At 56.6% G+C, this 16,246-nt stretch carries 15 protein-coding genes; 10 read left to right on the top strand and 5 right to left on the bottom strand.

The features are described from left to right. Nucleotides 1–614: 614 nt before the first annotated feature. From arsB to ACU6TU_RS11135, 10 genes are all read left to right on the top strand, one after another. Nucleotides 615–1,655: an ACR3 family arsenite efflux transporter gene (arsB, locus tag ACU6TU_RS11180; RefSeq protein WP_447144234.1), complete on the top strand. Its 1,041-nt coding sequence runs from the start codon at nucleotides 615–617 to the stop codon at nucleotides 1,653–1,655. A gap of 29 nt (nucleotides 1,656–1,684) precedes the next feature. Next, entirely contained in the window at nucleotides 1,685–2,488 is an 804-nt protein-coding gene (locus ACU6TU_RS11175; RefSeq protein WP_447141490.1) for a universal stress protein, read from the top strand. A gap of 116 nt (nucleotides 2,489–2,604) precedes the next feature. Beyond that, on the top strand, nucleotides 2,605–2,979 hold the full coding sequence (arsD, locus tag ACU6TU_RS11170) for an arsenite efflux transporter metallochaperone ArsD (RefSeq protein WP_447141489.1): 375 nt from the start codon (nucleotides 2,605–2,607) through the stop codon (nucleotides 2,977–2,979). Nucleotides 2,980–2,990: 11 nt separating this feature from the next. Next, nucleotides 2,991–4,745, top strand: coding sequence for an arsenical pump-driving ATPase (arsA, locus tag ACU6TU_RS11165; protein WP_447141488.1), 1,755 nt, complete (start codon nucleotides 2,991–2,993; stop codon nucleotides 4,743–4,745). Continuing rightward, entirely contained in the window at nucleotides 4,742–4,945 is a 204-nt protein-coding gene (locus ACU6TU_RS11160) for a hypothetical protein (RefSeq protein WP_447141487.1), read from the top strand. The genes arsA and ACU6TU_RS11160 overlap by 4 nt, the downstream gene beginning before the upstream one ends. Before the next feature lie 43 nt (nucleotides 4,946–4,988). Further along, complete coding sequence (locus tag ACU6TU_RS11155) at nucleotides 4,989–5,861, top strand: arsenate reductase/protein-tyrosine-phosphatase family protein (RefSeq protein WP_447141486.1); 873 nt, start codon at nucleotides 4,989–4,991, stop codon at nucleotides 5,859–5,861. Between the two features lie 228 nt (nucleotides 5,862–6,089). Then, nucleotides 6,090–6,422, top strand: coding sequence for a c-type cytochrome (locus ACU6TU_RS11150; RefSeq protein WP_447141485.1), 333 nt, complete (start codon nucleotides 6,090–6,092; stop codon nucleotides 6,420–6,422). Between the two features lie 77 nt (nucleotides 6,423–6,499). Beyond that, complete coding sequence (locus ACU6TU_RS11145) at nucleotides 6,500–7,033, top strand: arsenate reductase (azurin) small subunit (protein WP_447141484.1); 534 nt, start codon at nucleotides 6,500–6,502, stop codon at nucleotides 7,031–7,033. Nucleotides 7,034–7,046: 13 nt separating this feature from the next. Continuing rightward, a complete protein-coding gene (locus tag ACU6TU_RS11140) occupies nucleotides 7,047–9,539 on the top strand; it encodes an arsenate reductase (azurin) large subunit (protein ID WP_447141483.1) in 2,493 nt (830 codons plus the stop codon). Between the two features lie 122 nt (nucleotides 9,540–9,661). Then, nucleotides 9,662–10,108 (top strand): phosphate-starvation-inducible protein PsiE, encoded by a 447-nt coding sequence (locus ACU6TU_RS11135; protein WP_447141482.1) that lies wholly within the window; start codon nucleotides 9,662–9,664, stop codon nucleotides 10,106–10,108. 55 nt (nucleotides 10,109–10,163) lie between these two features. Here the strand turns inward: ACU6TU_RS11135 and ACU6TU_RS11130 are convergent, their stop codons facing one another. From ACU6TU_RS11130 to ACU6TU_RS11110, 5 genes are all read right to left on the bottom strand, one after another. Continuing rightward, nucleotides 10,164–10,967, bottom strand: a complete 804-nt coding sequence (locus ACU6TU_RS11130; RefSeq protein WP_447141481.1) for an ABC transporter ATP-binding protein — start codon at nucleotides 10,965–10,967, stop codon at nucleotides 10,164–10,166. Next, a complete protein-coding gene (locus ACU6TU_RS11125) occupies nucleotides 10,964–11,962 on the bottom strand; it encodes a FecCD family ABC transporter permease (protein WP_447141480.1) in 999 nt (332 codons plus the stop codon). Before ACU6TU_RS11125 ends, ACU6TU_RS11130 begins: the two co-directional genes overlap by 4 nt. Nucleotides 11,963–11,970: 8 nt before the next feature. After that, nucleotides 11,971–12,963 (bottom strand): FecCD family ABC transporter permease, encoded by a 993-nt coding sequence (locus ACU6TU_RS11120; RefSeq protein WP_447141479.1) that lies wholly within the window; start codon nucleotides 12,961–12,963, stop codon nucleotides 11,971–11,973. After that, nucleotides 12,960–13,850 (bottom strand): iron-siderophore ABC transporter substrate-binding protein, encoded by an 891-nt coding sequence (locus tag ACU6TU_RS11115; RefSeq protein ID WP_447141478.1) that lies wholly within the window; start codon nucleotides 13,848–13,850, stop codon nucleotides 12,960–12,962. The genes ACU6TU_RS11120 and ACU6TU_RS11115 overlap by 4 nt, the downstream gene beginning before the upstream one ends. Before the next feature lie 112 nt (nucleotides 13,851–13,962). Then, nucleotides 13,963–16,194, bottom strand: a complete 2,232-nt coding sequence (locus ACU6TU_RS11110; protein WP_447141477.1) for a TonB-dependent receptor plug domain-containing protein — start codon at nucleotides 16,192–16,194, stop codon at nucleotides 13,963–13,965. Nucleotides 16,195–16,246: the final 52 nt, after the last annotated feature.

The raw sequence follows: 16,246 nt of genomic DNA, 5'->3' as shown, positions 1-16,246 counted from the left end.
AAAAGCTATTTTTAATTGTAACAGTGAGTTAGAAACATTTTAGAGGATCGGTCTCACGGATTCAGGTGGGATTTTCAGGATTGTCGATCAACGTCTCCATCTGCTCCAGCGTTCGCGCACCTCGAACGATCTGGCCGTTGATAAAAAATGGTCAAAAATCTTCCCTGACGAAGGTTCTGCTGTCAATTGAAAGAAACATGATGCCACTCAGGTATGCTGGTACTCATCCCCAACAACCTTCTGGGCTTAATTCTCCTGCTTGCGGGTATGGCGATGCGGCAGAGCCTCCTAATGATTCTCATCGCACTGACGCTTCTTATACGAATCTTGACATAACGCCTGACTCAGCGCAGAGTCTTGTTATTGGATATATATGGATATGCGTATATTAGTATGTGCGTAATATCCTTCTCGATGCGGCTACCGGGTGCCGAGAAGCGCCACTGGGGGTTGCCGGACCCGGCAAACGCCCCGAGGCCAGAGGATGAAGTTATGCAGCAGTTCCGTATTGTGCGCGATGGCATCAGGACACGGGTTGAATCTTTAATTAGCGATGAAATTGATGGAGGTCAAGCGTGAGTGCAACTGATAATACCCCCAATATCAAAGAAGGTATGGGGCTTTTTGAGCGTTACCTGTCGGTCTGGGTGGCGCTTGCGATTGTGGTTGGTATTGCCGTGGGTCAGTTCGCGCCCGTGGTGCCCGATGTGCTGTCGCGTTTTGAATACGCCCAGGTGTCGATCCCGGTCGCGATCCTGATCTGGGCGATGATCTTCCCGATGATGGTGCAGGTGGATTTTAATTCCATCGCGGGCGTACGCCGCCAACCCAAGGGTTTGGTCATTACCACGACGGTGAACTGGCTGATCAAGCCCTTCACTATGTTCGCCATTGCCTGGTTTTTCCTGCTGGTAGTCTTCGAGCCGCTGATCGAGGCGGGCTTGGCTCGTGAGTATCTGGCCGGCGCTATTCTGCTGGGAGCAGCGCCCTGTACCGCCATGGTGTTCGTTTGGAGCTACCTCACGCGTGGCGACGCCGCCTACACCCTTGTGCAGGTATCGCTCAATGACCTCATCATGCTGTTCGCGTTTGCGCCCATTGTCATGTTCCTACTGGGCCTGTCGGATATGACCGTTCCCTGGGCGACGATCGCGCTGTCGGTCTTTCTCTACATCGTGATTCCTCTGGTGGCTGGGTATGTTACGCGCCTCTACGTGATTGCCAATAAGGGCATCGACTATTTCGATAACATCTTCATGAAGCGTCTAGGCCCAGTGACACCTATTGGCCTGATCCTGACGCTCGTGCTGCTGTTCGCGTTCCAGGGTGAGGTGATCCTTCAGAACCCGCTGCACATCGCGCTGATTGCTGTGCCGCTTATTCTCCAGACTTTCCTGATCTTCGCGATTGCCTACGGCTGGGCCAAGGCCTGGAAGGTGCCCCATAGCGTGGCGGCCCCAGGGGCCATGGTCGGCGCTAGTAACTTCTTTGAGTTGGCCGTGGCAGCCGCTATTTCGCTGTTCGGGATTCATTCCGGTGCGGCATTGGCCACCGTGGTCGGCGTACTGGTCGAGGTACCATTGATGTTGGGGCTGGTCTGGATTGCCAACCAGACCCGCCAGTATTTCCCGGAAGAGCAGGTAAGTGGTCGATGATCGGACGAAATATTCAAGAGGAGTGAGTGATGTTTAAGCATGCATTGATTGGCATTGATTTTTCACCCGCCTGGCCCTGTGTGCGCAGGCGAGTTGAAGCATTGCGGGATTGGGGGCTGGAGAGTGCGACCCTGGTGTACGTGCTCAGCAGCCGGTACCCGGCAGTGCCTGAGGAAAGCCACAGGGCCTACTACGAGCAGCGCCTGACCGAGGAGGCCGACCAACTTGCGTCACTGGGGCTCAGTGTGGATTGGCAGATCCGAACCGGTGAACCTGGCGCCGAGCTGGTTGCGGCCGTTGGCGATACCAGCGCTGATCTGTTGCTGATGGGCAGTCAAGGCCACAGTCGTTTCCATGAGTTTTTCCTGGGCAGTACCGCGTTGGATGTCGCGCGGCTGGCCCGGTTGCCGTTGTGGCTGGAGCCAGTGGGAGAGCAGTGTCTGGCAGCAGATAAAACCATCCTTCTGGCCACAGATGGTTCCACGGCGGTGAAAGCGGCGGAAGCGCTTTTTGCTGACTTGGCCAAGCAGGCGCAGAGAGCGCTGGCAGTAACGGTGCTTGAAGACCCCGAGAGTGAGGACAAAGCCGTTACGGAGGCCAGGGCGCATCTGGCTGCGCTTTCTGACGGGATGCCATCACTTGAGACCCGGATCGTGGCGGGTGACCCACATCGCGCGCTGCTTGAGACGGCCATAGCGGAAGATGTGGACCTCCTGGTGCTTGGCAAGCGGGGGCGCAATCCCCTGCAGCAGCTGCTGATGGGGAGTGTCGCCGAGGCGGCTTGCCGTGGGTTGGATGTGCCCGTGTTGCTGGTGCCGGGAGAGAGCGATTGAAGTCACAAACGCTGATGGTCTCTCAAACGATAGATGAGCAATGTTGCGTACACCGAATCTAGTGTAGAAAAACAGAGATATTCCTCAGTCCGATGCTATTAGAAGGGGAAACAGAAATGACCACGATAACGGTTTATGATCCAGCCATGTGTTGTTCAACTGGCATTTGCGGCACCGATGTCGAGCAACCGCTGATAACGTTTGCCGCCGATCTGGACTGGCTGAAAAGCCAGGGCGTGACGGTGCGGCGAATTAACCTTAGCCAGGAACCCATCGAGTTCACGATCAATGAGGACGTGAATGCGTTAATGCAGGCTTCCGGAGGCGATGATCTACCGGCGGTTCTGGTTGACGGCAAGATGGTTTCCAAAGCGCGCTATCCCGCGCGCAAGGAGCTGGCTGCCTGGAGTAATCTGCCCTTTGAGGATCAGGATACCTGCGCATCAGCTACGTCCCACTGCTCATCAAACACAAAAAGTTCCTGCTGCTGAGAATAACGAAAATGTTCGATAATCTGCCTAAATTCGTATTTTTCACCGGCAAAGGGGGCGTTGGTAAAACGTCTCTGGCTTGCGCAACCTCCGTTAACCTTGCGGACGCAGGGCAGAAAGTGTTGCTGGTAAGCACCGACCCGGCGTCCAACGTGGGCCAGGTATTCGACACCCGCATTGGCAATCACATCACGCCGATTGCCAATGTTCCCGGCCTCGAAGCACTGGAAATCGACCCCGAAGCGGCGGCGGAAGAGTATCGTGAGCGGATCCTTGGCCCTATACGGGCCAGTCTGCCGGAGAAAGCTGTAGCCAACATCCAGGAACAATTATCGGGTGCCTGCACCACCGAGATTGCCGCGTTTGATGAGTTCACTGCGCTGCTCACGGATGAAGCACTTATCGGGCGCTACGACCATATTATTTTTGACACCGCACCTACCGGCCACACCATCCGGCTACTCAAGTTACCCGGTGCCTGGAGCGGATTTCTGGAAACCGGAGGCGATGCCTCCTGCCTCGGACCTCTGGCCGGGCTGGATAAGCAGCGTGAGCGCTACGCGGCCGCCGTCGAAAGCCTTTCTAACAAGAATCTGACCCGCCTGATTCTGGTGGCCCGGCCCCGGGAAAGCTCAATGGCGGAAGCCGCGCGAACCCACCGGGAGCTGGCTGATATCGGCATAGGCAATCAGCATCTCGCCATTAACGGCATGATGCCGGCTGAAGCGTCGGACGATGCCCTGGCCACCAGCATAATCGAGCGTGAACGCACAGCCGTGGAAGAATCCGATTCAGAGCTCGCGGGTTTACCGCAAAGTCACTTCTATCTACGCCCTGAAAATCTGGTGGGGCTGGATGCCCTGCGGCGGATGAATCAGCCGGTGGAAACCATGGGCTCCGAAACACCCCGGCGTGCCCTGGACAATCTGCCACCTCTGTCCCGCCTGGTTGATGACATTGAGGCCGACGGTAAAGGTCTGGTGATGACCATGGGTAAGGGCGGCGTGGGCAAAACCACCATTGCAGCGGCTGTTGCCGTGGAACTGGCCGCCCGTGGCCATGAGGTATTGCTGACCACCACCGACCCGGCGGCCCACCTGACTGAAACCCTTGCGGGTGATGTCGACAACCTGACCGTTAGCCGCATTGACCCCGAGGTGGAAACCCAGGTCTACCGCGACCATATCATGGCAACCCGCGGTGCCAGCCTGGATGCAGAGGGCCGCAAGATGCTGGAGGAAGATCTGCGTTCCCCCTGCACCGAGGAAATCGCAGTGTTCCAGGCCTTCTCCAAAATCATACGGGAAGCCGGTCGTAAATTTGTGATCATGGATACCGCGCCAACCGGGCATACACTGTTGCTGCTGGATGCCACTGGCTCATACCACCGGGACATCATGCGTCATGCCGGAGAAACCAATGCACGGATGGTGACACCAATGATGCGTCTGCAGGACCCGACGCAAACCAAAGTGCTGATCGTGACCCTGCCGGAAACCACACCGGTGCTGGAAGCCGCCCGCCTGCATGACGACCTGAAAAGAGCGGAAATCACACCCTATGCCTGGGTGATCAACGCCAGCCTGGCGGCCACCGATACCAACCACCCACTGCTGGTCGCACGGGCCGCAACCGAAGCACCGGAAATAGCCCGGGTCGAAGAATCCCTGAGTGCCCGCTATTCGGTCGTTCCGATGCTGGCTGACGACCCGGTCGGGGCCATGAAATTGCGTGCGCTGGTCGGGCGCTCGGAGGAACGGGTATGAGGACTGCGGCCCTGGACATGCCCGAAACGCCCCTTGTCAGTGGCGACTGGCTGGCCGCGCCGGGCGGTGACTTTTCTCGTGAGTCTCGAAGTCCGGGCCTTTCCCTGACTTCGAAGGGATTAACGAGAACCATCACTCAGTCTACCCAACCCAAAAATGGCAATACCGATACCGACAAAACGACTATTGTTATTGAGTGAAACTTCCAGACTGTTGGTATTGATGGCACCTTGAGGAACCACTATGACCCGAATTCTGTTTTTGTGTGTCTCCAACTCAGCCCGCAGCCAAATGGCAGAGGGCCTGGCAAGGCAACTGTTGGGCGAAAATGGCGAGGTGATGAGCGCCGGCTCCCAGCCATCGCAGGTTCATCCGCACGCCATCACGACCATGGCGGAAATCGGTATCGATATCAGCCAGCAACAGAGCAAGTCAGTGGACGCCATCGACCCAGCCGCAATCGATATGGTCGTTACCCTGTGCGCCGAAGAAGTCTGCCCGCTTCTGCCGGGCAAAGTGAAACGCCTGCACTGGCCAATCAGCGACCCGGCCAGCGGCACGAGCGACCAGAACCGTGAAGAATACCTGGCACAGTTCCGCATCGCTCGCGATCAGATCAAAGCCCGCATCGCCGTTTTGTCAGGCTTGCTCGACATACCGCAAAGCCCTTCGGCGGAAGAGTTTCATGGCAGCATTCGCGTCGGGGATCTACCTGGCAGCGTGCGTTTTTATGCTTGGCTGCTGAACACCTGGCCGAAGGAATGGACTCATCGCTATGCGACCTTTATTCGCAATGACCTGAACCTCAATTTTGTCCTGGTGGTTTCAGACGGCAAGGCGTTGCACCACGACACCCTCTACCACCTGGGTATCGGTGTTGCTGACCGGGATGCGGTGATCGCGGCTTATCACAAGGCCGTCGCCTTTGGCGCGCTCATTGAAAAGCCGCCGCGCACCACCTGGAAGGGCACGCCCCTGCATGAGCTGTGGCTGACCGACCCTGATGGCACGCTGATTGAAATCTATGCCCGCCTGACCGACGCTGAGTTGGCGCAAAAACCCGCTGACGAATCACCGGAGTTTCTGGTGCCGGGTACAGGCCCCGATGCGGTCTGATATGCAATTAATTGAATTTGTTGGCGGTACAGCCCCATCGAAAGAGATGGTGTGCACGGGGTATACAAGAGTTAGCTGAACCAGCCTGAGTCGGCCACGCTCCTCCGACAGTCGTTTAAGAAAAGATTAACGTACTGTCTGAGGTTAGTTGACTACCACTGTGTGGCTTCCTAAGGTCATTAAGAAAGGCACCTAATCGTGCTTAAAAAATATAAAAGGATAAATCTCATGAGTCTAAAACGCTATACGATTGCCGGCCTGTTTGTACTAGGCACGACCTTCCCCGTACTTTCGGCCGCTGCGGATGCCGAAGCTGGCGAAGCCAAGGCAGCGGTCTGTGCAGCCTGCCACGGTGAAAACGGCATTGCCCAGATACCGGGTTATCCGAATCTGGCGGGTCAAAATGAGCAATATCTGGTGTCGGCGCTGAATGCCTATAAAAACAAGCAGCGTAGCGGTGGCCAGGCATTGACCATGCAGGGCCAGGCGACGGCGCTGAGCGCCGACGATATTGCCAACCTGGCGGCTTTTTATGCCAGTCTGCCGGCAAGTGGTGAATGATCAGGCTTTAGGCGACCTTAACGGAATGCCTGTAAGGGTTGTAAATGCACCCATAAGAAAAAGATCTGGAGAGTGAGATGAAACTTTCAAGAAGACAGTTCCTTGCCTTTACCGGCACGACCGCAGCGGGATCAGCCGCTCTGGGAGGGAGCCTGCTGTTGAACCCGGCCCATGCCGCTGAGGGCAGCAAGCAGCCCGGCAAAGTAAATCTGGACTACCCCACGACTGCGGTCAGCAAAGCGGGCGATCTGAAAGTCGGACAGCCAGTGTCGTTTACCTATCCGGATGCTTCGTCACCATGCACTCTGGTGAAGACCGGTCGTAAAACCCAGGGTGGCATAGGTCCAGACGGCGATATTGTTGCCTACAGCATTCTGTGCACCCATATGGGTTGCCCGGTCAACTATTCCGTCGAGGAGCGCACCTTCAAATGCCCCTGCCACTTCAGCGTGTTTGATTCTGAACTGAATGGCCAGATGGTATCTGGCCAGGCGACGGAAAACCTGCCCCGGATTCTTTTAAGCTACAAGGATTCCGATGACTCTATCACGGCAGTTGGTGTAGAAGGTCTTATCTATGGCCGCCAGGCCAATATTTTGCCAAGCGCCTGAGGAGGAATGCATTATGTTTGAACACAAAGAGGGTCGAATTGCATTACCCCCGGCTAACGCCCAGAAAACTCAAACCTGCTGCCATTTCTGCATCGTCGGCTGCGGTTATCATGTGTACAAATGGCCCGCTGATCAGGAAGGCGGGCTGGCGCCTGATCAAAATGCCCTCGGCCTAGATTTCCGCAAACAGGTCCCGCCCTTGCAAGTCACCATGACCCAGACGATGACCAATGTCATCCAGGACGACGATGGTAGTTACCATCGGATCATGATCCTGCCGGACAAGGATTGCAAAGTAAACGGTGGGCTGTCCTCTACCCGTGGGGGCCAGATGGCGTCCATCATGTACTCGCCACAGACACCGGTCGGCAGTAAGCGGGTAAAATACCCGAGGGTTCTCGCCGGCGATGAATGGCGGGATTCTAGCTGGGAAGAGGCCATTGCTCTCTACAGCCATCTGACCAAGCTGGTGTTGGATGATGCCGGCCCGGACCAGCTGATGTTCAATCTGTTTGATCACGGTGGTGCTGGCGGGGGCTTCGAGAATACCTGGGGTACCGGCAAGCTGATCTTCACCGGGCTGGGCACAAAGATGGTTCGCCAACATAACCGCCCGGCCTACAATTCCGAATGCCACGCCACTCGTGACATGGGCATCGGCGAGCTGAACAACAGCTACGAAGACGCCCAGATAGCGGATTGCATCTTCACCGTTGGCGCTAACGCCTATGAGACCCAGACCAACTATTTCCTCAACCACTGGCTTGCTGGTCTTTCCGGCCAGTCCGTGGACAGAAAGCGGGAAGTCTACGACGAAGGCGAAACCATCCAGCCAACCCGGATCATTCTGATCGACCCCCGCAGGGCTCTCACAGTGGCCCTTCTTGAGGAGGCAATCGATAACGATAACATCTTGTTCCTGGATATCGAGCCGGGCACCGACACCGCTCTGTTCAACGGCCTGTTGACCTACGTGGTTGACCAAGGCTGGCAGGATGACGAATTTATCAAGGCGTACACTACCGGCTTCGAGGATGCCGTTAACGCCAATCGCATAAGCCTGGATGAAACCAGTCGCATTACCGGCATCAGCAAGGACAAAATCATCCAGGCCGCGGAATGGGCCTATAAACCAAAAGAATCAGGCCACTCCCCCCGTACCATGCACGGCTACGAAAAAGGCATTATCTGGGGCAACGATAACTATCGCATCCAATCCGCCCTTGTGGATCTGGCGCTGGCCACCCACAACGTGGGTCGCCGGGGAACTGGCGTTGTACGGATGGGCGGCCACCAGGAAGGCTACTGCCGGCCGCCTTATCCAGGTGGTCGTCCAGCCCCTTACGTGGATCGGGAGATCCTCCAGGGTAATGGCCAGATGCTGACCTCCTGGGCCTGCAATTCCTTCCAGACCACCCTAAATGCCGAGCAGTACCGCAATGAAGTCCTGCGTCGCAGTGATATCGTCAAGCAGGCCATGCGCCAGGTGCGCGGTGCCGGGCCGGAGGAGATGGCGAAAGTCATCCATAAAGCGGTTAAGGAGGATGGCGGCCTGTTCGTAACGGTCATCGACCTCTATGCCACCAAGTTTGTCGAGGCCGCGCACATGGTGCTGCCTGCCGCGCATACCGGTGAAATGAACCTGACCTCGATGAATGGCGAGCGGCGCCTGCGTCTATCGGAGAAATTCATGGACCCCCCAGGCTCTGCCAAGCCGGACTGCCTGATTGCCGCCGACATTGCCAACGCCCTGCGCAAGCTTTATGAAGCAGAGGGCAATGCCGACATGGCCAAGCGCTTTGAAGGTTTCGACTGGAAAACCGAAGAAGACGCTTACAACGACGGCTTCCGTCGTGCCGGCCAGCCCGGGGCACCGGTTATTCATAGCCAGGGCGGGGCTACAGGTCATCTGGCCACCTATGACCGGCTGCGCGCTGCGGGCAATAACGGCGTTCAATTGCCCATTAAAGAGTACAAAAATGGCGAGTTGATCGGGACGGAAATGCTGTACACCGACAACAAGTTCGATACTGACGATGGCAAAGCACATTTCCTGCCAGCGCCCTGGAACGGTTTTCCAGAGATGGTCGATGAGCAACGCAAGAAGTATCGATTCTGGATCAACAATGGACGTACCAACCAGATCTGGCAAAGTGCTTACCATGATCAGCACGTTGAATTCCGTCGCGGCCGCTATCCCATGTCCCCGCTGGAAATCAATCCGGAAGATGCAAAGGATCTTGGCATTGAATCCGGCGATCTGTTGGAGCTATTCAATGACTATGGTGCCACGACGGCGATAGCGTATCTGGAACCGGACATCAAACCGGGCCAGGTGTTCATGATGGCCATGTACTTCAACTCGGTGATGGGAGACCTGGTCACCCCCTGGACCGACCGCCATCATATCCCTTATTACAAAGGAACCTGGGCGGATATCCGCCGAATCGGCAAGATTGATGACTATGCTGACAAGGTGAGTTTCAAGCGTCGAAGATACGTCTAGAGTAGAGTCGGGCGCCCTATGGAAACAGGCGCCCGTTCTTTGGTCTTATTGGCGATTATTATTTACGTTAACTTCGCCAAAAAGACACTTCAATGACAATTTTTTTCGGAAAAGGTACGGTCATGAAAGATCCAGATTCGAGCAGTACCCCTAAGACCGACAATCCGGATGAAAACAGACCTGAAACTCCGCAAATCAGCAGTAAAGAACAGGTTATCGTGGTTGGGGGCTTTAACCTTATCCAGAAGCTGCTATTGATTGTGACAGGGCTTCTGACTCTGGGTGCGGCGGGGGTGGAAATTCTGGGAGTCTACGAAAAAGGGGAGGTTGAACTTGCCGATATTCTGTTGCTGTTTCTCTATACCGAGGTAGTTGCTATGGTGGCAGTGTCCTACACCGGACAGGGCTCAGTGTTTGTCTACCCGATTTTTATCGCGATTACGGCACTGGCGCGACTGATCGTCCTGCAGGGCAAGGACATGAATCCACAGAACATTTTGTTTGAGGCTGGAGCTATTGTGCTGCTGGCGATCGGAGCTATGATCATTTTGCGTTTTCCCCGATCTTAACAGTCAATTGAGCCGACGCGCTCTGAGACAACAAAGCATGATGTAAAATCGAAAATCAGGAGCCGAAATCGGGCCCGCCGGAGTAGGCCGCATAGGGTAAACACAGAGGTGTCCCCCTGCGTGGATCTAAAATGACGTCCGACTCGACCCCGAAAACCTGGCGCAGCATCTGCGCCGTCATTACCTCCGCTGGCTTGCCGTCGGCGGCAATCGATCCTTGATTAAGCACAACCATTCGATGCGCAATTCTCGCGGCCTGATTGAGATCGTGTAGTACGATGACAATCGTCCGGCCCTCTTCGGCATTCAGCCTCTCGACAAGTTGCATCAACTCAACCTGATGGGCCATGTCCAAAAAGCTGGTGGGCTCGTCAAGCATCAAAATATCGGTATCCTGCGACAGCGCCATGGCAATCCAGGCTCGCTGTCTCTGGCCACCCGACAGGGATCCCAGCATGCGGTCTGCGAACGATGTCATCCCGGCAAGTGCCAGCGCACGGTCTACGGTCGCGCGATCCCCTGGCGCCGAGCCCTGGAAGGCCTGGCGCCAGGGGTGGCGGCCATAGCCCGCGAGATCTCGCACGCTAAGCCCCATGGGTGCTTCAGGGGATTGTGGCAGCAAGGCCAATCTGCGGGCGACAGCCCGCGCTGACCAAGATTGAATCGGCTTACCTTCCAACAGCACTTCGCCGCGTTGTGGGCGCAGAATGCGCGCCAGAGCCTTGAGCAACGTTGATTTACCTGATCCGTTCGGCCCCACGAGCGCTGTGATTTCGCCCGGGATGATCGCAAGCGACAGGTCGTTGATCACGGTCTCGCTTTCGTAGTGAAAGTGAAGGTGGTGGGCTTCGATGGTCATCCTTTCTTGTCCTTTCCGTTCCACATGAGCCAGATAAACCAGGGCGCTCCCAGAGCAGAGGCAACGATTCCGGCTGGCAATTCTACCGGCGCAAAGACGCTCCGCCCGATAAGGTCAGCAGCAACCGTGACCGCTGCTCCGCAAAGTGCTGCCAGCGGCAGCGCCACCGCATGTTTCGGTCCGACCATAAGACGTGCCATATGGGGTGCAACAAGGCCGACAAAGCCGATACCGCCGGAAAATGCCACACCTGCCCCAGCAAGACCCACCGCGATTGCAGCAGCACGCAGCCGACAGCTATCGACCGCAAGTCCTCTGCCTGCCGCGGTTTCATCATCAAGGGACAATAAATCAAGCTGCCGGGTCTGCGCTGCCAGTGCCAACGCCAGTATGGCAAGCCAGGGAGCCAGTGTAGCGCTCGCAGACCAACCAGCTCCCGACAGGCTGCCGGACAGCCATACTGTTGCCGCACTGTAAAGCTCTCGATCAAGACCCATGGCAATCACTAAAGTTACCGCACCAATCAGCGCGTTCATGCCAATCCCGGCAAGCAGCAGGCGCACGGGCGCAATCACACCGCTCCGCCGCGCGGCGACAGCGGTGACGATCGCCGCGAAGGCGGCGCCCGCAAACGCTACTGCCGGTCGCCAGTGGGGCTCGACGGCAATGCCATTGGATTGGAGCCAGATGAGACCTGTCACCGCGAGTCCTGCTCCGGCGGTTAGCCCCAGAATGCCGGGGTCGGCAAGACCGTTTCGAGTAATCCCCTGGAGAATCGTCCCCGCGAGCGCCAGCGACGCTCCGGCAAGCGCTGCCAGCACCAGCCGCGGCAACCGTATCGACCAGACGATCAGGGAAGTGCCCGGATCACCCGTACCCAGGAGCGCACTGAACAGCGCAGATGGATCAATGTTCATTGATCCGGTCCCAAGCGATAACGTCGCCAACGCCAAAAAGACCAGCCCGACGATGAGAATAGGCGAGGAAGATTTCATGGCTTTCGTCATACAGCCCGCGCGCTGCGTCGCGCTATCCAGATCAACACGGGCGCGCCAATGAGCGCGGTCAAAAGGCTCACCGGCGTTTCATGGGGCGGGTTAAGCGTCCGGGCGGCAAGGTCAGCCCCAACCAGCAGGGTGGCTCCGATAAGCCCGGCCATTGGAATAATCCGGCGATAGTCCTGGCCAACACTGAAGCGGGCCAGATGGGGAGCGGCCAGCCCGATAAAGCCGACCTGCCCGGCGATGGCGACTGCTGCCCCGGCAAGTAACAGGGTTGCGACGGCGGCAACGGAGCGTGTCAGAATGACTCGCGCACCCAGCGAAGCCGCTACATCTTCTCCCAACGCCAGAAGCGACACGGCAGGACTGGCCAGCAACGCAATCAGCAGCCCGGTAACGATCCAGGGTGCTGCCAGGCGGAGTTCATCCCAGCCAACTCCCTGCACACCACCGGCGGTGAAAAAAAGCACATCCTGGGCGATTTCGCCAACGATCACCACACCACTGCCTATCGCTCCCAACAGCGCTGACACCGCAGCACCGGCCAGCGCTAACCGCAGCGGCGCAGATGCACCGCCCGCCGCCAGTCCTAGCCCGAGTGAAAGTCCTACACCGATACCCGCGCCCAGAAACGCGCTGGCGATCAGCGCGACGAAAGGCGCCCCGGGCGCGACGACCAATACGCTCGCCAGTCCCAGACCAGCCCCGGCATTCAACCCCATCAATGTGGGGCTGGCCAGCGGGTTGCGTGTCACCCCCTGCATCAATGCCCCGGCAACGCCCAAAGCGGCCCCAACCATCAACGCAGCCAGCACACGGGGCATGCGCAGATCACGCAGAACCAGATGATCGGTGTTCTGCGAATTTAAGTCACTCAGTACTTCCATGAGTGTAGTCGCGTCAGCGTTACCTGCCCCCTGTGTTAGTGATAGGGCTGAAATGCTGATCATCATCATCAGCACTAATGATACTCGCAGTGGTTCTTGATATATCATGCAGACAGTCCAAATATATTGCCGATATCATCAAGAACACGCCCAAAGCTGATCGGCCCGACGGACTGATTCCACCACGCCATGTTAACGCGATGAACCCGCCCGGCCTGCACCGCTGGCAACCGGCGCCACAATTCGGTTTGCTCGATTGAACTCATGCGCGCCTCATCTTCCGCCATCAGCAGTAGAACATCAGCGTCGATCTGCGGGATGATCTCCATTGAAATGGTAATGTTCTTTTTATCTATTGGGGTCAGCGCATGGGGTATCAGCCCAAGGTCGCGATACATTACCAATCCTGCCCGCCGTTCACCGCCATAAATCCGGATATCTTTCTGGCGCACCCGCAATAGCAGCACCGTGGGCCGGCGCCCGCGATTGCCAAGAGTTTCACGCATGTTTGCCACGCGCCGATCATAGGCATTGATCGCCTGTTCAGCCTCAGATTGACGACCCAGCCTGTTCGCCAATGCTGTCATGAATTCGCGCCAGTCGTCTGCCGGCTCGTTCAGCAACAACGTTGGCGCTATGGACCCCAGCAGGGAAGTCTCGCTGGCAAACCGAGCAGCCTGACCGACGATGAGATCGGGTCGTATACCAATAACCGCCTCGTAATCGGGCGCACTGTGTAATCCAACCGAAACGACATCGCCCAGCGCGTCTGCCAGGTGCTGCGGGGGAGCGCCACTAGCACGCATCGGCATGGCCACAGGTGGCAATCCCATCGCAGCCAGCATTTCCGCAAAAAAAGCGTCGAGGGCAACGATACGCTTTTGATTTTCTGAAACTTTCAGGTTAACGGGGTCGTGGAGCACTTGTGCATAAGCCCAAGGAGCCACTAACCCGAGAGCTATTGCCTGAACCAGGGAGCGTCGGAGAATATTCAAAATAAAATTGACCCCGGATTGTCGATAAAAAATTCGGGCAAGATTAACAGAAACCTTGCCCGAAAGCGGTTTGGATCGCTCACTTCAAATTGGGAGACTGTAAAAGCAGCTATCAATAGGTCCAGTTCAGGCGTGCAAACACCGCCTGGTAAGTGGGCTCGCTGGTGTGGGTAGTAGAGAGAGTCTCACCATTATCATCCCGAATCTGGTCGACCCGGTCTTCAGCCTGGCCGAGCAGATTAGTGATGCTTAACGACAAGTTCAGGCCATCGGCTAGCTCGGTATTGCTGGATAGGTCAAGCCGCGTGCGTGATTCAATCGATTGGTCGAGGAATCCGCCGCCGGTGAGCGGCTGAGTCTGATCAACCGATGTGACGTGGTTGACGGCAACGCCCAGGGTCGTGTTCCAGGGCGCAACGAAATAATCGACACCGATGTTCCCGAACGCGTCCGGTTGATTGAGGAAAGGACGAGAACCGTCGTTGATTTCATCAACGCTGGAGTCGGTATAGCCTGCGTTGCCCCAAAGGGTGAAACCGTCAAGGCCAATGCCAGTAAGTGGTGCACGCGCTGAAAGTTCAATGCCCCTGGCTCGGGCATCGCCCACGTTCTGCGGGGTGGCCACAAAGCGATTACCATCCTGTTCAGTAACTTTTTCGATTTTATCCTCAAACATCCGCTCAAAAAGGTTGAGCGAAACATGGCCACGATTATCAGCAAAATAGTGGTCAACACCTAGATCCAGACCCCAGATGGATTCCGGATCCTGCCGTGGATTGCCCTGAATATCAGGATCAGCGGCTGTGCCGTCTTCTTCATCAATGGAGGGCGAAAGGTCACGCAAATCCGGTCGCCGTAGTGTGCGCGCAACACCGAGTCGCAGATCCGTCTGTGGTGTTGCGCTAAACACCGCATTAAGCGATGGCAACAGAAAATCGGCATCGTTGGCGGTTGATTCGCCAAAAAAATCTGTTGTTTCGGTTTCCGAATTTTCAAGGCGCAGGCCACCAGTGACTTGCAAGTTATCACGCACCTGCCACACATCCTCGGCGAAAGCGAAAAGGATATCCTCGTCAATTTCAAATATCCGGTCTTCGCGCGGCGGACGCTGTGACCCATCGCGAATTTCGCCGTTTGTTTCGTCATGCCCGCGCAACTCGGCACCAACACCAAAATTTAATGAATGGTTGTTGGCTTGCACTTGTAGAGTCGCTTCCGGGCGAGTCATTTCCAGGTCAATGAGTTCAGTCCGCTGGCGTTCCCGGTTCACACTGCCATCAGCGTTGAAGCGTGTCTCGTCGCGCTCGGTGTCGGTCTCCCCCCGTTGCCAGTCGAGATTCATGCGCAGACTTGCGGACTTGGTAACATGGCGCTGCCAGCCAGCACGAAAGCCATAGCTCTCACGTACCCGTTCACGGTTCTCGTTACTCACCCGCTTAAGCGTCACTTGATCTGCTTCCAGATCGGTCTCAATGTCATCACGAAATTCCGTGGTACGCAGATAAAACGGATCAAGCTCGAAACGCCCCAGTTCGTCGGTTTGCAGCGCCAGCCGCGGCATCAGATTGATTTGGTCAAAGCGCCGCTCGTTGAGTTCAAGTTTTCCACCGTCGGGTGCTCCGCCAGCATCGAACTCGAACTCATCCTTGCTCTCGCTGCGCCGAAAACGCTGCACAGAGCCAGCCAGCATGATGTCCAGAGGACCTGCCTTGGTGGCGGTCGAAAAACTCAGCTCACCCTGCTCGCCATTGCCCTCCAGATGACCAGCACCAACCGCAAGCTCGGATTCTTGCATCTGCTCGACGCCGTTTTTCAGAACTATATTGACCGTGCCTGCCGCACCCTGGCCCGGCAGGCTGGCCCGTGGCGAGCGAACCACCTCGATCCGTTCTACCAGCCCGGTGGGGATTCGGTCGACTTCAAAGCCGCGCCTGGATTCACCATCAATCATTGGCCGCCCGTTTACCAGCACTTGGGTATACTCTCCTGGCAGGCCTCGCAAGCGAACTTCACGCGAGCGGTTGGCACCGTCATAAGTGACACCTGGCACGCGCTGTAAAGCATCTCCCAGGGCTTGCTCGTTATATTGCTGTAACTGCTCCGCTGTGATGACTTCAATCGAATTAGGCGCTGAAGCCTTCAGCTGTACCGCGCGTTGCGCCGATGTATCCACCTCACCGAACACGGTTATTGGGTTCAACATCTGGGCGCCTTCGCCTGATTGCGACGGCGCGGGCGTGGCCTGAGCCAACGCGAGCTGAGTAGAGCCGGTGATAAGAAATGACAGCACGACAAGCGTAGAGTGAGAAACAGAGCGCGGAGAAAGGCTAAATTTCATTTTCATGTAAATCCCTTGGCCTTAATTATATGAATAATAATTGTTATTGTTTACATTA

Source organism: Halomonas sp. LS-001 (assembly GCF_052983955.1).
This window is presented reverse-complemented; position numbering and strand designations above follow the sequence as displayed.